Here is a 21,558-nt window from a genome sequence, read left to right as displayed (position 1 = left end):
TTATTTCTTACCTTTAAGACTTATTTTAACATCAGACAAATCAACTAGATTTTTTTTATAATTATTTCTAACAAATCCTTTGCTAGTAATATCCTTTACAATTTTTAATAATTGATTTTGATCATCATTTTCTTGATCATTCAAATCGTTTCCACCAATTGCAGGAGTATGTGCAAGATCTTCTCTATTTTGATAAGATATAGCAAGCTCTCTAAAAATATAATCTAAAATAGAAGTAGCACTCAATATTCTATCATTTCCATGAACTTTACCTGATGGTTCAAATTTTGTTCCCACAAATGCACTTATAAATTCATCTAATGGCACTCCGTATTGAAGACCTAAAGACACTGCGATAGCAAAGTTATTCATTAATGCCTTAACTAGCTCTCCTTCTTTACTTGTGTCGATAAATATTTCTCCAATTTTTCCATCTTCATATTCACCTGTATGAAGATAGACTTTATGATCTCCGATTGTAGCTTTTTGGATATAGCCTTTTCGTCTGTCAGGCATACTAAATCTTTTTCCACTTTTTTCTGAGTTTTTGTTTAAGTTTTGAACAACTGTTTCTTTACTAATAGAATTTTCACTTGCACTTTTTGAAACTATTTCAATTTTTTTATTTTCAACTACTTTTTTATTATTTGGATCTAAACTTTTAGTTTTTCTATTGTCTAATTTGACATCTAAAACTTCGAATTTACCATCGTCTCTTTTTTCAAGATTTTTAAGCTCTGTTTCATTTATATCCTCTAAGTAATGATTCACCTTAAAGGTACAAGTGTAATAAGTTTCTACAAGATATTTTGCCATTTCACCTCAGTTTAAAATTAGTTTGAAAATAGATTCTTTTAATTTATATACTTATTCAAATTTTAGTCTAATTTAATTTTTACAATTTTTAATTGAAATAAAAAATAAAATAACATGTTGACACTTTTTAAAAAAATTTTCACTTGGTGGAATCAAGATACTTTTGGAACAAGATTAAAAACAATTTTTTTTGGAAAACTTGCTGGTACAGATCAGCTTGGAAACAAATATTACGAAGATAAAAAAGGAAAAAGATGGGTAATATATTCTGATGTTATTGATGCATCAAAAATTCCAGTTGAATGGTACTCATGGATACATTTTACACCTAACAAAATAGAAAAAAAACATGAGCTAGAAAAATATGAGTGGCAAAAACCTCATCAATCCAATTTAACTGGTACCGAAGAAGCATATTATCCAAATAAAAATAAAAATGGTGTTAAAAAAAAATATACTAGTTGGAAAGAATAGTTTTTTTCTTTACTTACTAATCTTCTTTTTTCTATTTACATCTATTTCACATTCCAAAAGTCAACTTGAAGGTTCTTTTACTGAAATTAAAATTTTAGATAAGATTAGTTCTAAAAATACCTCATTGAAACTTGAAAATGGTCAATTACTAAAATTTAAAGACTTATCAATTCAAAGTTTAAAATGTAAAAATTCTGAATTTGATGATAATCCAGAAATTACTGCCTACATACAAGTCAGAGATTTATCAAATCAAAATAATGATGAAGTTTTTGTTTTTAATGGATGGATGTTTTCTTCAAGCCCTTCAATAACTCCGTTTGATCATCCTATTTATGATGTGTGGCTAATAAAATGTTATTAAACTATAGTATCTTTATCTAGCCAGCTTACATTAAAATCTGAATTGATAAATTTTTTATGATTTAACAATTTTTTGTGAAGTGGGATAGTAGTTGTAATACCTTCAATAACAAATTCATCTAAAGATCTATTCATTCTTTGAATAGCTTCTGTTCTATTTCGTCCATGACAAATTAATTTACAAACCATACTGTCATAATATGGAGTAACTTTGTAACCTTGAAATATAGCTCCATCTACTCTTGTTCTAAATCCAGATGGCTGGTGACACATACTTATAACCCCTGGTGATGGTTGAAAATTTTTACTAGCATCTTCAGCGTTTATTCTGCATTCAATAGCATGACCTCTTGGATTAATATCGCTTTGTTTTAATGCCGTTTCTTCAGAAAATGCTATCCATATTTGTTCTTTAATAATATCTACTCCTGTTACCATTTCTGTAACAGGGTGTTCGACTTGAACTCTTGTATTCATTTCTAGAAAATAAAACTTTCCATCTTCGTAGATAAACTCAACTGTACCAGCGCCCATGTATCCAATTTTAGAGACCATTTTTACAGTTTTCTCAAAAAGATCTTTTCTAATTTCATCATTCAAAACAGGACTAGGAGTTTCCTCAATAAGTTTTTGATGTCTTCTTTGAACAGAGCAATCCCTTTCATGCAAATGCACAACTCTATTTTTTCCAGCAAGAATTTGAACTTCTATATGTCTTGGATTTTGAAAGAATTTCTCAATATACACTTCATCGTTACCAAAGTATTTTTGTGCTTCTGATTTTGCTGTGGAAAACAATGTTTCGAATTCTTCCTCTTTGTGTACTATTTTCATACCTTTTCCACCACCCCCACCTGAGGCTTTAATTAGAACTGGAAAACCAATTTTTTTACAAAGATCTTTTGCTTCATTAATATCCCTAACGCCACCTTCAGATCCTTCAATGACTGGTAAACCATTTTCTTTAGCTATTCTTTTAGCTTGAATTTTATCTCCCATCATTTCGATGTGTTTTGAAGATGCACCAATAAATTTAATTTTATTTTCTTCTAAAATTTTAGCAAAGTTAGCATTTTCTGATAAGAAGCCATATCCTGGATGAACAGCATCTGCATTAGTCAGTTCTATTGCAGACATTAACGCAGGAATATTTAAATAACTATTTGCTGGCTGATGAGAACCTATACAGACACTTTCGTCTGCCATTCTTACATGCATACTTTCTCTATCAACATCTGAATGGACCGCAACTGTTGCTATACCCCATTCTTTGCATGCTCTTATAATTCTAACTGCAATTTCCCCACGGTTTGCAATTAAAATTTTTTTAAACATTATTTATTCTAAAATAAGAATTGTTTGACCAAACTCAACTGGCTGACCATCATCAACACAAATTTCTTTTACAACACCATCATGGGTAGAAGGTACATGGTTCATTGTTTTCATTGCTTCAACAATCATTATTGTGTCACCCTTTTTAATTTTTTTACCGACTTCAACAAATTTTTTTGCCCCAGGTTCTGGTGCATGATAAGCAGTTCCAATTATTGGAGAAGTAATTTCTGTACCAGATTTAACGCTTTCAGAAGATTTGGAAGCAGCAGTTAAATTTGTATTGTTTACAGATGCTGGAATTGTTTGATTGCTAATTGATACGTTATTTTTTGAAACTTTAATTTTAGTATCTTTTTCGGTAATTTCTATTTCAGTTAAATTAAACTCATCTAAATAATTACTAAGTTCTTTGATTATGTTTTTATCTATTTTCATTTTTGTAAAAGCTTTTGTAATGAAATTATGGCCAAAATATATCCTTCAGTGCCTAATCCAAAAATCCCACCTGTAGCAACTCCACTAATAAGTGATTTATGTCTAAATTCTTCTCTTTTATATATGTTTGATATATGCATTTCAATTATTGGTTTCTTGAACAATTCAAGTGCATCTCTTATTGCAACTGAAGTATGTGTAAATGCGGCAGCATTTATAATCATTCCATCATAAGTTTTACGTGCATCTTGAATTGTATTTACTAAATCTCCTTCCAAATTTGATTGGATAAATTCACAGTCTAGCCCAACCTCTTTTGATTTTTTTAAACAATTTTCTTTAAGTTGTTCATAGTTACCTGATCCATATTGTGATTGTTCTCTCTCACCTAATAGATTAAGATTTGGACCATTAATAATAATTATTTTATTATTCATTCAGCTTTTATATACGATGAAAAAAATAAAAATCAAAGTAAATGGTAAAAACAGATCAATTTCTGAAACATATAAACTTTCAGATTTAATAAAACACCTTAAAATTCCTATGAAAAAAGTAGCAATTGAACTTAATGAAGAAATAATAGATAAAAAAAATGTTAACAAAATTAAATTAAAACAAAACGACAAAATTGAGATTGTTCATTTTATAGGAGGAGGGTAGTATGAAAAAAGATAATCTCATCATTGCTAAAAAAAAATTTAAATCTAGATTAATTGTTGGTACTGGAAAGTATAAAACTATGTCTGAATGTGCGAAAGCTATCAAATTGTCAGGAGCAGAGATAGTAACTGTTGCAGTTAGAAGAGTAAATATTTCTGATAAGAACAAACCTTTGTTAATGGATTATATAGATCCAAAAAAGATTACCTATTTACCTAATACAGCGGGTTGTTTTAATTCTAAAGAAGCTTTGAGAACTTTGAGGTTAGCAAGAGAAATTGGTGGGTGGAAATTAGTTAAATTAGAAGTTTTGGGAGATAAGGAAAATTTATTTCCAGATATGATTGAAACTTTAAAATCTACTGAAGTTCTTACTAAAGAGGGGTTTAAAGTTATGGTTTATTGTAACGATGATCCATTAATGGCAAAAAGATTAGAAAATGTTGGAGCTGCTGCGATAATGCCATTAGCAGCACCAATTGGATCAGGTTTAGGAATACAAAATAAAATTAATATTCAAATAATCAGGAAACAAACTAAACTTCCGTTGATAATTGATGCAGGTCTTGGACAGGCTTCAGATGCTACAATTGCAATGGAGCTGGGTTGTGATGGAGTATTGGTAAACACTGCAATTGCGAAAGCAAAAAAACCATTTGATATGGCTCTTGCATTTAAAAATGCTGTTATTGCTGGAAGACAATCATACAACTCAGGAAGAATAGATAAAACTTTAATGGGAAACCCTTCTTCTCCATTAAAAGGTATTATTTAGTTTTTTTTATAATATTTCTTTTTTTTATAATTCTTTTTTATTTTTTTTACTTCTTTTTTTTGAGAAATTTTATCTTCTTTATTTTGGGTTTCTAAGTTTTTTAATTTTTCATAATGTTCAACAAGTTCAATAGTTTTTTTGGATTTGTTCTGAACGTTGATAATATATTCTGGAATTATCAGAGAGTTGTCACTGATGATATCAATTGTCATTTTATTTTTTTTTTCAAAGTAAGTTAAATCATTAACAAAGTTTTCTTTTAGAAAATCTGAAATTTTTTCACAGACTCTTACTTCAACAAATTTTGCTTTATTGGTTACAGCCTTTAATTCAACAATTTTTAATAATTTTTGAGCAAAAGACTCGTCTGTTAAAGTTACTTTCCATTTAACAGCACTTTCTCTCAATCTTTGTCGAGACATTTCTAAAAGGCCAAAATTACTTATTCTTCCTATTTGAATTCTTGCTCTATCAGATCTACATTTTTCCTTAAGCTTTCTTTCTACTAAGCGTCGGTTTCCAAAACTAAGCATATCAATGAAATCTATAATTATTAATCCTGATAAATCTCTTACTTTTATTTGTCTCGCAATTTCTTCTGCTGCTTCAATATTTGTGTCTAAAGCTGTGCTCTCAACATTTTTACCTTTAATTGAGCTACCAGAGTTAATATCTATTGATACAAGTGCTTCTGTAGGATTAATAACTAAATATCCTCCCGATTTGAGTTTAATTTCTGAGTCAAAAATTTGATTTAATTTTTGTTCAATATTTTCCTCAATAAATAGTGGTGTTCTTCCTCTATATTTTTTAACTTTTTTTACACTTGATGGCATCATTGTTTTCATAAAAGATTGGGCTTTTTTATAACCTTCATTTCCTTCAACAATAATTTGGTTAGTACTATCATCGTACATATCTCTTAAAGTTCTTTTAATTATTTCGCTTTCTTGATGAATTAAAGATGGAGCTATAGAATTAATTGCATTATCTTTTATATGCCCCCAAGTATTAATAAGAGTTGTTAAGTCACTATTGATTTCATTTTTTGTTTTGTTGCTTCCTGCTGTTCTTACAATTAAACCCATCTCTTTAGGAATTTTAATTTCATTTAAAATAGTTCTAATTTTTTTTCTATCTGCAGGATTAAATATTTTTCTGGAAATTCCGCCACCTTTAGGTGTGTTCGGCATCAGAACTATGTATTTTCCTGCAATTGAAATAAATGTGCTTAGTGCAGCACCTTTTTGACCTCTCTCGTCTTTGATGACTTGGACAAGAATTACTTGATTAGGTTTGATTACTTCTTGAATTTTGTATCTTTTAAATTTAAATCTTTTTTCAGGTTTTTTTTCAGTTTTTTCCTCTGCATCTGAATTTTCTTTTGTCTCTACTTCCTCTTTATCAGATTCTACATCTTGAACTTTTTCCTCTATTGGATCATCTATTTCAAGTTTACCCTCAGCAATATTTTCCTCTTCTTTTGCCTCAACTTGTTTTGAAAGCTCTTCCCTTGCTTTTTCTTCTTCTTCTTTTATTTTTTCAAGATCAGCTTTTGGTATTTGATAATAATCTGACTGAATATCATTAAATGATAAAAATCCATGTCTTTCTCTTCCAAAGTCAACAAAAGCTGCTTGGAGCGAAGGTTCAATCCTGCTTACCTTACCTAAATAAATATTATTTTTTATTAAATTGTTTTTTAAACCTTCGTACTCGTAGTCTTCAATATTTTCACCTGATTTAAGTACAACTCTAGTTTCATTTGGATGCGATGCATCGATATATAAATTTTTTTCCATAATATGTTGATCATTAAGTTCATTAATTTTTTTAGTAATAAATTTTGTTTAATTCTGATGCCTTATCTTTAACAAATTCCAAGATATAATGGAAATAAAATGAGTAAATTATTTAAAAATATTCTATTATTTTCCTCAACTATTTTAATATTATTGGGTATTTTAATATTTAGTATTTTATGGAAATACTCCAATGATATCCCGGATTATAAATTTCTAAAGAGTTATAAGCCCCCAGTTTCGAGCAAAGTTTATTCAAGAAATGGAGAATTAGTTGCAGATTTTTCAAAAGAAAAAAGAGTTTTTGTTCCTTACAACGCTATACCAAAAAATGTAATTAATTCATTTTTATCTGCAGAAGATAAAAATTTTTTCTCTCATCCCGGTGTAGATGCGAAAGGTGTTCTAAGAGCAGTAATTAATAATATTTCAAATATAATGTCCTCTAAAAGATTAGAAGGTGCCTCAACTATTACTCAACAAGTAGCAAAGAATTTTTTACTAACAAATGAAGTAAGTCTAAATAGAAAGATAAAAGAGGCAATATTAGCGTTTAGGATTGAGAGAGCGTTGTCTAAAGAAAGGATATTAGAACTTTATTTAAATCAAATTTATCTTGGTAGTGGAGCCTATGGTGTAGCTGCTGCAAGTTTGGAATATTTTGATAAATCTATAAGAGAACTTAATTATTCAGAAGCTGCATTGTTAGCTGCTTTGCCTAAAGCACCCAGTAAATACAATCCTTATAAAGATAAAGATTTAGCAAAATTTAGAAGAAATTTAGTTTTAAAAAATTTATATGAAAATAATTATATAACATCTGAATGGTTAGTAAAATTAAGTAATCAAGAAATTAAATTAAAGAAAAAACAAAAAATATACTTAGAAGATGCGCAATATTATATTGAAGACGTTAGAAAAAATGTCATAGAAAGTTTGACTTATGATAAAGTTTATAAACAAGGTCTAAATATCAATACTCCAATAGATTTAGATTTACAAAAAATTGCAACTAATTCACTAAGATCTGGATTAATTTCCTATGATCAGAGAAAAGGTTGGAGGGGAGCACTAATTAACAAACCTTACAATTCGAACTGGTACAAAGATTTAGATAAATACAAACTTGAAAAATCAATTAATTGGAAATTAGCAATTGTAAAAAAATTAAATAAATTTTCAGCAATTGTAGAAACGATTGATAAAGATGATGGTGTTATTGAATATAAAGATATTTCTTGGACAAAAAAAGAGTTTAACCAATTATTGAAAATTGGTGATATAATTTATGTGAAACAAATAAAAGATAAAAAATATAGCTTACAACAATTGCCAAAAATAAATGGAGGAATTGTTGTAATGGATCCTTATACAGGAAGAGTTTTGGCTCTTAATGGTGGTTTTAGTTTTAAAAAAAGTGAGTTTAATAGAGCCACTCAAGCGAAAAGACAACCAGGGTCTGCATTTAAACCATTCGTTTATGCTCTTGCTTTAGAAAATAATTACACACCTACATCATTAGTTTTGGATGCACCTTTAGTGTTAGATCAAGGAGATGATTTAAAGTTGTGGAAACCAGAAAATTATGGAAAAAAATTTTACGGTCCATCTACAATTAGAACTGGGTTAGAGAAATCAAGAAATCTAATGACAGTTAGAATAGCTCAAGATTTAGGGTTAGACAAAATTATCAACTATTCTAAAAAACTGTCAATTTACGAAAATCCTGAGGAACTTTTGTCAATTTCCTTAGGTTCTGCTGAAACTACTTTGTTGCAGCTTACATCTGCTTATTCTGTTTTTGTTAATGGAGGAAAACTTGTTGAACCTGTTTTGATTGACAGGATTCAGGATAGTGAGGGAAATACTATTTATAATAATGATAAGAGATCTTGTGTAAATTGTGATGCAATATCCTATCTTAGTGATGATTATCCTGAGTTAAAAAATAAATTTACACAAATTTTTTCCGAAGAAACCGCATATCAAATGACGTCAATACTTGAAGGGGTGGTTCAAAGAGGAACCGCAAAAAAATTAAGAGATTTAAAATTAAATATAGCAGGAAAGACTGGAACCACGAATAATAATACTGATACTTGGTTCATTGGTTTTACATCAAACTTGTTAGTAGGTGTTTATGTTGGAATGGATAGTCCAACACCACTTGGTAAATTTGAAACAGGATCAAAAACAGCCTTGCCAATATTCAAAAGTTTTATAAAAAATTCTGTTAAAAAGTCTGAGGCTAGACCATTTAAAGCTGCAAAAGATACAATTATGATGGTTGTGGATCCCTCAACAGGCCAGAAAGCTAAATTTACATCTAAAAATACAATAATTGAGGTTTTTAAAAAGAAAAATGTTGTAGATGGTAAAGTTCTTTATTCAAATTCTAATAGAATAGATATAAACAACATACTAAAGTTTTACTAATGGATAACAATTACCAAAATTACAAAGAGGAAATTAATAAAATTAATCAAAGAATTAAGGAGTATCTTTGAAAACAATAAAATTTACTCAAAACTTGAAAAATTAAATTCTCAAATGTTAGATGCCAATTTTTGGCAAGATAAAGACAATTCAAAAAAAGTTATAAAAGAGAAAAAACTCTACGAAGATTTAGTAAATTCTTTAAATCAGTCTATACAAAAATTAAATGATTTTGATGATTTGAATCAGGTTGCTTTAGAGGAAAGTAATCTAGCAGTACAGGAAGAAATATTACAAAATATTAAAGATTTAAAAAAAGAAGTAAAAAAAAATGAAATCAAATGTTTTTTATCAGATGAAGCAGATTCCTTAGATTGTTATATTGAAATACATGCAGGTGCTGGAGGAACTGAAAGTCAAGATTGGGCAGATATGTTGAGAAGAATGTATTTGAAGTGGTCTGATAAAAAAAGTTTTACATCAAATTTAATTAGTGAGCACAAAGGAGATGAAGCTGGTATTAAATCAGCAACAATAAAAATTGAAGGTGATTACGTATTTGGTTGGTTGAAAAAAGAGTCGGGTATTCATCGTTTGGTTAGAATTTCACCATTTGACTCAGGAGCAAGAAGGCACACAAGTTTTGCAAGTGTCTGGATTTACCCAGTAGTGGATGAAAATATAAATGTTGAGATTTTAGAGAAAGATTTGAGAATAGATACTTATAGATCAAGTGGTGCTGGTGGACAGCATGTAAATACAACTGATAGCGCTGTAAGAATTACTCACATTCCATCGAAAATAGTAGTCCAATGCCAAAATGAAAGATCGCAACATAAAAATAAAGAAACTTGTATGAATATGTTAAAAGCAAGATTGTACGATTTTGAAATTAAAAAAAGAGAAGAGGAGAACCAAAGTACAGCAAACAATAAATCAGAAATTGGTTGGGGGCACCAAATAAGATCGTATGTTTTGCAACCTTATAGATTGGTAAAAGATAACAGAACAAATTTTGAAAGCACAAGCCCAGATAAAATTCTTGATGGAGAATTAGATGATTTTTTGGAACAATCTCTATACAAAATTAAATGAAAATAAATATTTTTAAATACTTTTTATTATTTCTGGGATTTTTAATATCACTGATATTTTATTTAAGCATTGTTGGAATAGAAACCGACAAATTTAATCAACAGATAAAAGACACAGTTGTTCAAAGTAATAATGATTTGGATGTATCTTTAAAAAAGGTAAAATTAATTCTTGATCCTCTTAAACTTAAAATAAATGCAAAAACTATTGGTGCAATCATCTATTATGCAAATAGACCACTCGAGCTTGAATACATAAAAACTCAAGTATCACTTGATTCTATTCTTAAAAATAAATTAGTTTCCTCTAATTTTGAGGTAGCAACAAAGTCAATATTTTTAAAAGATTTTGTAAAATTTATAAGAGCCACAAGCAATAAACCAGAATTATTAATTTTGGAAACTTTCATTAAAAAAGGATATGTAATTTTTGATTTAAATCTAAACTTAGATCAAAATGGAAAAATTAAAAGTGATTACAAAATCAAAGGATTATTGAAAGATGGAAAATTTAAATTATTTAATGGATTAGATTTTAATAATATTAATTTTTTATTTAATATTGAAAAAGACAAATATTTATTTGAAGATATTAAATTTGCATCAGATCAAATTAATTTTTCCTCTAAATTATTAAAAGTTAACAAAAAGAATAATAATCACTACATAGAGGGTAAAATTCAAAATTCTGAGGCAGTTTTATCAAACTATTTAATTAATCTATTAAATTCAAATTTAAATAACTTTAATTTAAAAAATACCAAGTTTAGTTCTGAGAATATTTTCAATTTTGAAATAACAAATAAGTTTAAATTAAATAATTTAAGAATAGACTCTGATATAAGTTTAAAAAAAGTTATTTATAATAATAATCTAATTCCAAATTATTTTTCAAATCAAAATAGTGAAATCTTATTAGATAATCATAAATTAAAATTAATTTATGAAAATAAAGCTCTTTCAGCTAATGGTGTAGGCGAATTTAAGTTAGACAACAAAACAAATAAAATTGAATATACTTTTAAAAGAGATCAAAATGATATTGAATTTAAAACTAATTTAAATATTAAAAAAGGAACATTAAAAAATCAAAAAATTATCCAAGAATATTTTCCACTTATTAAGAATCAAATAAATATTGAAAATCATAAAATACAGTTAAAGTATAAAAACAAAGATTTTACCGTCAAAGGTGAAGGTAAAGTAAAACTTAATAAAGATTTTGATTATATTGAATATTTTTACAACAAAAATGATAAGGATTTTGAATTTATATCTGATATTAATTTAAAAAGTGTTGATTTAAAAAATCAAGAATTCTTAAAACAATTTTTCCCATCAACTAAAAAATTTCTCAACCTTCAAAATCATAAACTCAATATTAAATATAAAAATGGTTCATTAACTCTTTCAGGTAACGGAAATATAAAAATTGATAAAAACTATGATGAAATAAATTATTTTGTTCTTAATGATAAAGAAAAAACCAATTTTGATTTAAAATTAGTTTTAAATCAAACAGATTTTGAAATTAAAAATTTAAATTATAAAAAAAATATAAATGAAAAAACAAATTTAGCAGTCGCTGGAATATTAAGAAATTCAAAAAATTTAAATTTTGAAAATATAAACATCACAGATAATGCAAATAAAATTAAGATTAATAATTTAATATTGGATAAAGATTATTTAATAGACAGGTTTGATAAAATTGATTTTGATTATATTGATACTGAAAATAAAGAAAATCAGTTTATTATTCAAAGACAAAATGAAAATCATTATAAATTAAATGGATTGTTCTTAAACGCTAATTCAATTGTAACAAATTTACTTGAGAGTAAAAAAGAAAAAGAAAATAAAATTTTTAAGAATAATTTTAAATTGAACTTAAATCTGAATGAAATTTATATAGATGAAATTAATTTTGTTAAAAATTTACAAGGGTCAATTTTGATTAAAGATAACAAAGTTGTTGATGCAAATTTATCTGCAAATTTTGAAAATAATAAAAATATAATTTTTTCTATCGAAACAACTGACAATGGCGAAAAAATAACTAAACTTTATTCATCTAGAGCAAAACCATTGGTGAAAAGATATAAATTTATAAAAGGATTTGATGAAGGCAAATTGGATTTCATATCAACAAAAAAAAATGAAAAATCAGTATCAAATCTTAAAATTTATGACTTTAAGTTAAAAGAGGTACCAGCATTAACAAAAATTTTAACACTAGCTTCCCTACAAGGAATTGCTGATATTTTAACTGGAGAAGGAATAAGATTTGATGAGTTTGAGATGAAATTCAATAACCAGAAAAATCTAATGACAATAGATGAGCTCTATGCAATTGGCCCAGCTATTTCAATATTAATGAGTGGTTATGTAGAAGAAGAAAAATTGATAAGTCTAAGAGGGACTTTGGTACCAGCAACAACTATAAATAAAACAATAAGTAAAATTCCATTATTAGGTAAAATTTTAGTTGGTGATAAAACAGGAGAGGGTGTTTTTGGAGTAAGTTTTAAAATAAAAGGACCACCAAAAGATCTTGAAACATCAGTAAACCCAATAAAAACATTAACTCCAAGGTTTATAACTAGAACTCTTGAAAAAATTAAAAGAAACTAACTTAATTCAATTTTAATATGCCTTTTTTTACCTATAGAAAGCTTTATATAATTTTCTGAAAACAGCTGCTGATTAATAATAAATTTTTCATCTGAAACTACAGCATCATTAATCTTAATAGCTTTACCTTTAATTAATCTTCTTATCTCACTTTTTGAATTTTCTGCTTTAGATAAAATTATTAAATCAATTATATTGACATTATTTTCTAATTGTTTTGTTTCAATTTTAACACTTGGTAAGTTAGAGCCCAAAGAATTTCCAGAAAATGCTTCTTTTGCGGCTTGTGCAGAATTTTGAGCAGTATCTTCTCCATGCAACATAGCTGTGGCTTTGTTTGCTAACAATATTTTTAAATCATTAATATTTTTTTTCTCTAAAGCATTGATTTCGCTTATATCAATATCAGTAAACATTTTTAAAAATTTAATTACATCCCGATCATCAACATTTCTCCAAAATTGCCAGTAGTCATAAGCTGATAAATATTTTTCGTCTAACCAAATAGCACCATTTTCAGTCTTTCCCATTTTTGCACCTGTGGCTAGAGTAATTAATGGTGTTGTTAATCCATATGTTTGGTTATTAGAATATCTCTTAATAAGTTCAACACCATTTACAATGTTTCCCCATTGATCAGAACCACCTATTTGTAGAACACAATTTTCTTTTTTATTTAATTCTAAAAAATCATAGGCTTGGAGTATCATGTAATTAAATTCCATATAGCTAAGTGATTGTTCTCTTTCTAATCTTAGCTTTACACTATCAAATGTAAGCATTCTATTAATGGTAAAATGTTTTCCTATATCTCTTAGAAAAGAAATATAATTTAAATCTTTAAGCCAGGTATAATTATTGACATAAATAGGTGAAGTTTTTGGATCGTCACTGTCTAGAAATTTTTTTAAGATATTTTGAATATTTTTAATATTTTTTTCAATTTCATTTTCATCTAAAATTTTTCTTGTTTTATCTTTTCCTGAGGGATCACCTATTCTTGTTGTTCCACCTCCCAATAATACTATTGGCTGGTGACCATTTTTTTGTAACAATCTCAAACACATGATTTGCAACAAACTACCAACATGCAAACTTTCAGCGGTACAATCAAATCCTATATAAGCTTTAATTTTTTCTTTATCTAATAAATTAGATAAGTCAGCTTCACTAGTACATTGATAGAAATATCCTCTATCTTTAAATTCTTTTAAAAATTTATTCATAAGACTATAGTTACTATATACAAATTTTTTTTAAAAATAATATCAATGAAAAAAAAATTATTTTCAGCTATGGGCTTAATGAGTGGCACATCTATGGATGGAGTCGACGTTTCAATAATTAAATCTGACGGATATGATGAGGTAGAACTAATTTTTGATCAATACTTTGAGTACGATATTGATCTCTATAGGCAATTATCAACTTTAAGAGACAAAATTAAAAGTAGTGAAGATTTGACAAAATATTCTAAGGAATTGAGTGATTTGGAGAGAGCTTTAACTATTTTTCATGCTGAAAAGATCAGCAAAATAGCATTTAAAAATGGAATAGAAATTGATCTTATAGGTTTCCATGGTCAAACGATTTTTCATAACCCTCAAATTAAAATTACTAAACAACTAGGTGATGGCAATTTGTTATCTCAATTATTAAAAAAACAAGTAATTTACGATTTTAGACAAGCAGATATTGATAACAATGGCCAAGGAGCACCTCTAACACCAATTTACCACAGATTGTTAGTTAATAAATTTTTAAATAAAGAAAAAGATAATTCAGCTCAACCTATTTGCATTGTTAACATTGGAGGAATATCCAATGCTACAATAATAAATGATATTTCCAATAATATAGAAAATGATTTAATTGCTTATGATATTGGCCCAGGTAATTGTTTAATAGATCAATGGATCAGGAATAATTCAAATTTAACCTTTGATGAAGATGGTAAGATTGCAAAATCTGGAAAAATTGATCAATTAATTCTAAATCAAGCAATAGATAATTTCAAAATTGAGACTTATTCAAAATCACTTGATGTAAAAGAATTTGATATATCTTTTGCAAGAGGTTTATCTTTAGAAGACGGGTGTTCAACAATTACAGAATTTACAGCATATTTGATTGCAGAAGGAATCAAATTTTTAAATAAAAATAATTCTAACAAATATTTATTTTGTGGTGGAGGTCGAAAGAACAAATTTTTGATTCAATCAATTATTAGAAATTCAAATTTAAATAAGAATAATTTTGATGTGATAGATAATTTTCAACTGAATGGAGATTATATCGAGTCCCAAGCGTTTGCTTATTTAGCAATCAGATCTAAATTAAATTTACCAATTTCTTTTCCAACTACGACAAGATGTAATGCCCCAGTCATTGGAGGCAAACTAGTAAATAATTATTAATATAAAGCTGTTTCTTTTTTTATATATTTATCCAAAGTTTTTGTTAAAGCGTCATCAGTTTTAGAAAAGAAATGATTTGCTTCTGTTATAGTTTGAAATTCAACTTTGATACCTTTTTGAGCGCTTAATCTTTTATCCAATTCAGTAATATATTCTACTGGCACCAACTCATCTTTTTTTCCATAAACAACCATCCCAGATGTTGGACATGGAGATAAAAAAGAAAAATCATAAACATTAGGTTGTGGAGATATGGCTATAAATCTGTTTATTTCTGGTCTTCTCATAAGCAGCTGCATTGCAATCAAAGAACCAAAAGAAAATCCTGAAACCCAACATTGCGAATTATCAAAATTTTCTCTTTCCAACCAATCTAATGCTGCTGCAGCATCTGCCAGTTCACCTTGACCATTATCAAATTCTCCATCACTTTTTCCAACTCCTCTGAAGTTTACTCTGCAAACTGAAAAATCATTTTCCAAGAATGCATGAAATGTATCTACAACTACTTTATTGTTCATGGTTCCCCCATACTGTGGATGAGGCTGTAGGACTAATGCAATAGGAGAAGTATTTTTTTTACTTTTATAATATTTAGCTTCTAATCTACCAGCAGGTCCAGGTATGAAAATTTCTAAAATTTTATTATCCATATATGCAATTGATTATTGTTCTCAAAAAAAATGTACGTTTATCACAACTGAGCGACAAAATGGTAGTCTTTTTTTACTTTATAAACTTGACCATTTTAGTCGGGTATGTATAAAAACCCACATTTTAAGGGTAAAAATGAAACTAACATCAAAAGGAAGATATGCCGTAATGGCATTAGTTGATCTAGCAAGGTTTGATAATATCAACCCTGTATCATTAAGAGACATTTCTTTAAGACAAGGAATTTCATTAGATTTTTTAGAACAAATATTTTCAAAACTTAAAAAAAATCAAATTGTGAAAAGTATTAGAGGTAATCAAGGAGGTTACATTTTATCAAAAGACCCTAGTGAAATAAAACTTACAAATATTTTCAATGCAGTAGATGAGAAAGTTAAGACTGTTCAGTGTAAAAAAGAATCTAAAAAAGGTTGTAACGGTAAAGCTACGAAATGTATTACACACAATCTATGGGATGAACTTGAGGTTCATATTAATACTTTCTTTGAAAATAAAAGCTTAAACGACTTATTAAAAAATAATAAAGAGAACAGAGTATAGTATGGATAGTAGGCAGAAAGAAATAGATAGTTTGAAAGATTACAAATATGGTTTTTCAACAGATATAGAAAATACAAAAGCACCCAAGGGTTTAAATGAGGATGTAATAAAATTTATCTCCAATATTAAAAAAGAGCCTCAATGGATGTTAGATTTTAGATTAAAAGCTTTTGAAAGATTTAAACAATTAAAAGAGCCTGATTGGCAGAAACCGAAATATCCTAAAATAGATTATCAGGATCTTTACTACTACTCAGCTCCCAAAAGTATGAAAGATAAACCAAAAAGTTTAGATGATCTTGATCCTAAATTATTAGAGACATATAAAAAATTAGGAATTCCTCTTCAAGAGCAAGCAAGATTAAATGGTATTGCTGTGGATGCAGTTTTCGACTCTGTTTCTGTTGCAACAACTTTTAAAGAAGAACTTACCAAGCAAGGAATTATATTTTGCTCGATGTCTGAAGCTATTCAAAAACATCCTGAGTTAGTTAAAAAATATCTTGGATCAGTTATCCCTACAACTGATCATTTTTTTGCAACTCTTAATTCTGCAGTCTTTACTGATGGCTCATTTGTATACATTCCAGAAAATATTAAATGTCCTATGGAATTGTCTACTTACTTTAGGATCAATGCATCAGAAACAGGACAATTTGAAAGAACATTAATCATAGCTGATAAAGGAAGTTATGTAAGCTACCTAGAAGGATGTACAGCTCCAATGAGAGATGAAAATCAATTGCATGCAGCTAATGTTGAATTAATTGCTCTTGATGATGCAGAAATAAAATATTCAACAGTTCAAAATTGGTATCCAGGAGATAAGGATGGAAAAGGTGGAATATATAATTTTGTTACTAAAAGAGGATTATGCAAAGGTAAAAATTCTAAAATTTCTTGGACTCAAGTAGAAACTGGTTCAGCAATTACTTGGAAATATCCAAGTTGTATTTTGAAAGGTGATAATTCAGTAGGTGAGTTTTATTCTATAGCGATTACAAACAACCATCAAAAAGCAGACACTGGTACTAAAATGATACACTTAGGAAAAAATACAAAAAGTAAAATAATTTCAAAAGGAATTTCAGCAGGTAAATCAGATATGATGTACAGAGGATTAGTAGATATATCTTCAAAAGCTGATAATTCTAGAAACTTTACTCAATGTGACTCTTTATTAATGGGCAACAAATGTGGAGCTCACACAATTCCTTACATCAAGAACAAAAATCTTAAATCAAATATAGAACATGAAGCTACAACATCAAAAATTAGTGATGAACAACTATATTACTGTAATCAAAGAGGATTAAATCAAGAAGAGGCAGTTAGTTTAATAGTAAACGGTTTTTGTAAAGAAGTTCTACAGCAGTTACCAATGGAATTTGCAGTAGAGGCACAAAAACTTGTAGGTATTAGTTTAGAGGGGAGCGTTGGATAGATGTTATCAATAGAAAATCTTAAAGCAAAGATTGATGAAAAAGAAATATTAAAAGGTTTAAATTTAGATATTAAACCAGGAGAAGTTCATGCAATTATGGGTCCAAACGGATCTGGAAAAAGTACATTATCAAATATTTTGTCAGGAAAAAAAGGTTACGAAATAAATGGCAAAGTTACATTTAATGGAGAAAACTTATTAGAATTAGAAACAGAAGAAAGAGCTCATAAAGGGATTTTTTTAGCGTTCCAATATCCAATGGAAATACCAGGTGTTAATACAAACACTTTTTTAAAAACATCAATAAATGCAATTAAAAAAGCTAGAGGCGAAAAAGAGCTAGATGCAATTGAGTTTTTAAAATTAATAAAAGAAAAATCTGCAGAGCTTAAATTTGACGAAAAAATTTTAAACCGACAACTTAATGTAGGGTTTTCAGGTGGAGAAAAGAAAAAAAATGAAATTTTACAAATGTCTATCCTAAATCCAAAATTATCAATTCTAGACGAAACAGATTCAGGATTAGATATAGATGCTTTAAGAATAGTTTCAGAAGGAGTTAATTCACTAAGAAATAAAAACAATTCTTTTTTAATAATAACTCATTATCAAAGATTGTTGGATTATATCAAACCTGATTTTGTTCATGTTCTTAAAAATGGACAAATTATTAAATCAGGTGATTTTGAATTAGCAAAAGAATTGGAAAAAGTAGGTTATGAGGATTTTAATTAATGCAAAATGAACTTAAATTAAATTTTGATAAAATTATTAGTTTAAATAATTTTTCTGATAGTCAGAAAAAAATTAAACAAGAAAATTTTAATAATTATTTTGAAAAAGGCTTACCAAATAAAAGAAATGAGGATTGGAAATTTTCAGATATAAATCAAATTATTTCAAAAAATTTTGACAATTTAAACTTTATTGTTGATCAAAATAAAATTTTTGAAGAAAAAGATTTTCCACTAGAATTTGAACATAATAAAATAAGTTTTGTTGATGGAAAATTATATGATTTTGATTTTAAACACGAAGACAAAGATAAAATCTTAGTCGATCAGAATTTAGACTTAGATGATACTGTTTATCAAAATACTCTTTTAAATTTGAATTCAGCATTTCTTACTAGTGTTTCGAAAATTACTATTAAAAAAGGTTACAATGTTAAAAAACCTTTGATTTTATTTAATTATTTAAGTGATGGTTTAAAATCTTCTGCAATTAATTCTAGAGTAGATATTAATTTAGAAGATGACAGTTCATTGTGTGTAGTTAATTTTTTAAATGAAAATTCTGAAAAAAATTTCATTAATTTTAGACAAAAAATTAAGATTGGAGAGAATTCAATTTTAAAAAATTACAGTCTAGACTCAAATACTTCAGAAAATATAAAGTATTTCAACAAAGATATTAATTTATCTAAAAATAGTCATTTAGAATATTTTATTTTATCAGAAGGTTCAAAATTTATAAAACAAGATATCAATTGCAATCTAGATGACGAATATGGTTCTATTGCATTAAATGGAATTATCAATTTAGAAAATGAAAAACATCATGAAATAAAAACTGTAATTAATCATAAAAAAGAAAATTGTAAAAGTTATCAATTAATTAAAAGTGTATTGAATGATAAATCAAAAGGTATTTATCAAGGTAAAATTTTTGTAAGTCCTGAAGCACAAAAAACAGATGGATATCAATTAAGTAGAGCTTTATTGTTAAATGAAAGTGTTGAATTTAATGCTAAACCAGAATTAGAAATATATGCAGACGATGTTAAATGTTCACATGGATCTACATCAGGAAATATTGATGAAAATTCAATTTTTTATTTAATGTCTAGAGGTCTCAGTTATTCAGAATCAAAAAAATTATTAACAAATGGTTTTCTTAACGAGGTAATTGAAAAAATTTCTAATGAAGATGTAAAAAAATTAGTTAAAAAATTATCAGGTATAAATGTATGAACATAGATCAAGTTAAAAAAGAATTTCCAATATTTGATGAGAAAATCCAAAATAATGATTTGGTTTATTTGGATAGTGCAAATTCATCACAAAAACCAAAAGTAGTGGTAGATAGAATTAATGAATTTTATACCAAACAATTTTCTAATGTTGGTAGAAGTGTTCACTATCTTGCGGTTGCTGCAACAAATTTATATGAAAATACCAGAACATCAGTTCAAAAATATATTAATGCTAAAGATAAAAATGAAATAGTATTTACCAAAGGTGCTACCGAAGCATTAAACCTTGTTGCTAATACATTGGGTCAAAATCATTTAAACGAAGGTGATGAAATATTAATTACCGAATTAGAACATCATTCAAATTATGTACCTTGGCATTTTTTAAGAAAATCTAAAAATATAAAAATTAATTTTGCGGAAATAAATGAAGAAGGAGAAATTACACTAGAAGAAATTGAAAAGAAAATTACTCCTAATACAAAAGTTATTTCAATTACTCATTTATCAAATGTGACTGGAGCAATATTACCAGTAAAAGAAATTACTGATTTAGCACATTCAAAAGGAATAATAGTTGTCGTAGATGGTTGCCAAGGAGCTCCTCATTTAAAGCTAGATATGCAAGACTTAGATTGTGATTTTTATGCAATTTCTTGTCATAAAATGTATGGCCCTACAGGATTAGGGGTTCTTTATGGTAAGAAAAAGTGGCTGGATGAACTTCCTCCTTACCAAGGTGGTGGCGGAATGATTAGAGAGGTTAAAAAAGATAGAATTACCTATGGTGATTTACCTAATAAATATGAAGCTGGAACCATGGCTACAGCGCAAGTTATTGCTTTTGATCAATCAATTAAATTTCTAGAGAGCGTAGGTATTGAAAATGTTATGAAACATGAAGCAGAATTAGTTGAGTATGGACAAGAATTATTAAAAAAAAATAATTCAGTAAAATTAATTGGAAACCCAAAAAATAAAGGTGGAGTTTTGTCTTTCACTTTAGAAGGTGTGCATCCTCATGACATCGCAACAATTTTAGATGAAGACGGAGTTGCAATAAGAGCTGGTCATCATTGTTGTCAAATTTTACATGACAAACTTAATATACCAGCGAGCGCACGAGCTTCTGTTGGAATATATAATACCAAAGAAGATTTAGATAAACTTAATGATGCAATAAATAACTGTAAGAAAATATTTAATTTAAAATGAATTTAAAAGAATTATATCAAGAAATAATTTTAGAGCATGGAAAAAATCCAAGAAATCTTCGTAAGACAGAAGATTTTAATAAAGATGCCAAAGGCAACAATCCGCTGTGTGGTGATAACGTTCATGTCTATTTAAAATTAAATGGTCAAAGAATTGTTGAAGATATTTCATTTGAAGGTAGTGGTTGCGCAATTTCTATGGCTTCTGCATCAATAATGACAGATTTAATTAAAGGCAAAAATGAAAATGAAGCAAAAGAAATTGTTGAAGATTTTTTGGGGATGATTAAAGAAAATCCTGAACTTAAATCAGAAAATCTTAAAGAAGATGAAAAAACAAAACTAATGTGTTTATCTGGAGTAAAACAATATCCAATGAGAGTAAAGTGTGCCACACTATCTTGGCATACACTAGTCTCAGCTTTTGATAATAAAACTGATGAGGTTAAAACAGAAAATTAAT

Annotated in this window: 21 protein-coding genes; 14 read left to right on the top strand and 7 right to left on the bottom strand. The window is 27.6% G+C overall.

The genetic code is table 11. The annotated features are described in order from the left end of the window. Nucleotides 1-816, bottom strand: a complete 816-nt coding sequence (locus ACTTA6_RS04085; protein WP_440614630.1) for a TSCPD domain-containing protein — start codon at nt 814-816, stop codon at nt 1-3. A gap of 114 nt (nt 817-930) precedes the next feature. Here ACTTA6_RS04085 and ACTTA6_RS04080 point away from each other — a divergent pair, with 114 nt between their 5' ends. Continuing rightward, nucleotides 931-1,290 (top strand): NADH-ubiquinone oxidoreductase subunit NDUFA12 family protein, encoded by a 360-nt coding sequence (locus ACTTA6_RS04080; protein ID WP_440614629.1) that lies wholly within the window; start codon nt 931-933, stop codon nt 1,288-1,290. Further along, nucleotides 1,253-1,654 carry a DUF2155 domain-containing protein gene (locus ACTTA6_RS04075; RefSeq protein WP_440614628.1) on the top strand — a complete coding sequence of 134 codons (402 nt, stop codon included), beginning with the start codon at nt 1,253-1,255 and terminating at the stop codon, nt 1,652-1,654. The genes ACTTA6_RS04080 and ACTTA6_RS04075 overlap by 38 nt, the downstream gene beginning before the upstream one ends. Here ACTTA6_RS04075 and accC read toward each other — a convergent pair. From accC to aroQ, 3 genes are read right to left on the bottom strand one after another with little or no spacing between them, the layout of a single operon-like run. Next, nucleotides 1,651-2,988, bottom strand: coding sequence for an acetyl-CoA carboxylase biotin carboxylase subunit (gene accC, locus ACTTA6_RS04070; protein ID WP_075506549.1), 1,338 nt, complete (start codon nt 2,986-2,988; stop codon nt 1,651-1,653). The two genes, ACTTA6_RS04075 and accC, sit on opposite strands and share 4 nt — an antisense overlap. A 3-nt stretch (nt 2,989-2,991) precedes the next feature. Next, the gene (locus tag ACTTA6_RS04065; protein WP_440614627.1) at nt 2,992-3,426 is read right to left on the bottom strand and encodes an acetyl-CoA carboxylase biotin carboxyl carrier protein; all 435 of its coding nucleotides are present in this window, start codon (nt 3,424-3,426) and stop codon (nt 2,992-2,994) included. Then, nucleotides 3,423-3,863, bottom strand: a complete 441-nt coding sequence (gene aroQ, locus ACTTA6_RS04060; RefSeq protein ID WP_440614626.1) for a type II 3-dehydroquinate dehydratase — start codon at nt 3,861-3,863, stop codon at nt 3,423-3,425. The genes ACTTA6_RS04065 and aroQ overlap by 4 nt, the downstream gene beginning before the upstream one ends. A gap of 16 nt (nt 3,864-3,879) precedes the next feature. Between aroQ and thiS the strand changes: the two genes are divergently transcribed. Together thiS and ACTTA6_RS04050 are read left to right on the top strand one after the other, a co-directional pair. Beyond that, nucleotides 3,880-4,089: a sulfur carrier protein ThiS gene (gene thiS, locus ACTTA6_RS04055; RefSeq protein WP_075506542.1), complete on the top strand. Its 210-nt coding sequence runs from the start codon at nt 3,880-3,882 to the stop codon at nt 4,087-4,089. Between the two features lies 1 nt (nt 4,090). Then, complete coding sequence (locus ACTTA6_RS04050; RefSeq protein ID WP_440614625.1) at nt 4,091-4,864, top strand: thiazole synthase; 774 nt, start codon at nt 4,091-4,093, stop codon at nt 4,862-4,864. Here ACTTA6_RS04050 and ACTTA6_RS04045 read toward each other — a convergent pair. Beyond that, entirely contained in the window at nt 4,861-6,666 is a 1,806-nt protein-coding gene (locus ACTTA6_RS04045; protein ID WP_440614624.1) for an Rne/Rng family ribonuclease, read from the bottom strand. The two genes, ACTTA6_RS04050 and ACTTA6_RS04045, sit on opposite strands and share 4 nt — an antisense overlap. Nucleotides 6,667-6,765: 99 nt before the next feature. Between ACTTA6_RS04045 and ACTTA6_RS04040 the strand changes: the two genes are divergently transcribed. Genes ACTTA6_RS04040 through ACTTA6_RS04030 form a run of 3 tightly spaced genes read left to right on the top strand, consistent with a single transcriptional unit; the run spans nt 6,766 to nt 12,830 of the window. Beyond that, nucleotides 6,766-9,102, top strand: coding sequence for a penicillin-binding protein 1A (locus ACTTA6_RS04040; protein ID WP_440614623.1), 2,337 nt, complete (start codon nt 6,766-6,768; stop codon nt 9,100-9,102). Nucleotides 9,103-9,105: 3 nt separating this feature from the next. Beyond that, the gene (gene prfB / locus ACTTA6_RS04035) at nt 9,106-10,197 is read left to right on the top strand and encodes a peptide chain release factor 2 (protein WP_440614684.1); all 1,092 of its coding nucleotides are present in this window, start codon (nt 9,106-9,108) and stop codon (nt 10,195-10,197) included. Next, entirely contained in the window at nt 10,194-12,830 is a 2,637-nt protein-coding gene (locus tag ACTTA6_RS04030; protein ID WP_440614622.1) for a hypothetical protein, read from the top strand. The genes prfB and ACTTA6_RS04030 overlap by 4 nt, the downstream gene beginning before the upstream one ends. Here the strand turns inward: ACTTA6_RS04030 and tyrS are convergent. Then, nucleotides 12,827-14,056, bottom strand: a complete 1,230-nt coding sequence (tyrS, locus tag ACTTA6_RS04025) for a tyrosine--tRNA ligase (RefSeq protein ID WP_440614621.1) — start codon at nt 14,054-14,056, stop codon at nt 12,827-12,829. The two genes, ACTTA6_RS04030 and tyrS, sit on opposite strands and share 4 nt — an antisense overlap. 45 nt (nt 14,057-14,101) lie before the next feature. Here tyrS and ACTTA6_RS04020 point away from each other — a divergent pair, with 45 nt between their 5' ends. Then, entirely contained in the window at nt 14,102-15,247 is a 1,146-nt protein-coding gene (locus tag ACTTA6_RS04020; protein WP_440614620.1) for an anhydro-N-acetylmuramic acid kinase, read from the top strand. Here ACTTA6_RS04020 and ACTTA6_RS04015 read toward each other — a convergent pair. Next, the gene (locus ACTTA6_RS04015) at nt 15,244-15,888 is read right to left on the bottom strand and encodes an alpha/beta hydrolase (RefSeq protein ID WP_440614683.1); all 645 of its coding nucleotides are present in this window, start codon (nt 15,886-15,888) and stop codon (nt 15,244-15,246) included. The genes ACTTA6_RS04020 and ACTTA6_RS04015 overlap by 4 nt on opposite strands. 148 nt (nt 15,889-16,036) lie before the next feature. Here ACTTA6_RS04015 and ACTTA6_RS04010 point away from each other — a divergent pair, with 148 nt between their 5' ends. Genes ACTTA6_RS04010 through sufU form a run of 6 tightly spaced genes read left to right on the top strand, consistent with a single transcriptional unit; the run spans nt 16,037 to nt 21,557 of the window. Then, nucleotides 16,037-16,462: an Rrf2 family transcriptional regulator gene (locus ACTTA6_RS04010; protein ID WP_440614619.1), complete on the top strand. Its 426-nt coding sequence runs from the start codon at nt 16,037-16,039 to the stop codon at nt 16,460-16,462. A gap of 1 nt (nt 16,463) precedes the next feature. Beyond that, nucleotides 16,464-17,906 (top strand): Fe-S cluster assembly protein SufB, encoded by a 1,443-nt coding sequence (gene sufB, locus ACTTA6_RS04005; protein ID WP_440614618.1) that lies wholly within the window; start codon nt 16,464-16,466, stop codon nt 17,904-17,906. Beyond that, nucleotides 17,907-18,641 carry a Fe-S cluster assembly ATPase SufC gene (sufC, locus tag ACTTA6_RS04000; protein ID WP_440614617.1) on the top strand — a complete coding sequence of 245 codons (735 nt, stop codon included), beginning with the start codon at nt 17,907-17,909 and terminating at the stop codon, nt 18,639-18,641. Further along, on the top strand, nt 18,641-19,879 hold the full coding sequence (gene sufD, locus ACTTA6_RS03995) for a Fe-S cluster assembly protein SufD (protein WP_440614616.1): 1,239 nt from the start codon (nt 18,641-18,643) through the stop codon (nt 19,877-19,879). The genes sufC and sufD overlap by 1 nt, the downstream gene beginning before the upstream one ends. Then, complete coding sequence (locus tag ACTTA6_RS03990; RefSeq protein WP_262589518.1) at nt 19,876-21,096, top strand: aminotransferase class V-fold PLP-dependent enzyme; 1,221 nt, start codon at nt 19,876-19,878, stop codon at nt 21,094-21,096. The genes sufD and ACTTA6_RS03990 overlap by 4 nt, the downstream gene beginning before the upstream one ends. After that, nucleotides 21,093-21,557 (top strand): Fe-S cluster assembly sulfur transfer protein SufU, encoded by a 465-nt coding sequence (sufU, locus tag ACTTA6_RS03985; protein WP_262589517.1) that lies wholly within the window; start codon nt 21,093-21,095, stop codon nt 21,555-21,557. Before ACTTA6_RS03990 ends, sufU begins: the two co-directional genes overlap by 4 nt. Nucleotide 21,558 lies beyond the last annotated feature (1 nt).

The sequence above is a fragment of the Candidatus Pelagibacter sp. HIMB1636 genome, from assembly GCF_052047675.1.
In the GTDB taxonomy this organism is placed as follows: domain Bacteria; phylum Pseudomonadota; class Alphaproteobacteria; order Pelagibacterales; family Pelagibacteraceae; genus Pelagibacter.
The sequence above is the reverse complement of the archived record's forward strand: the minus strand, read 5'-3'. Positions and strand labels throughout refer to the sequence as shown.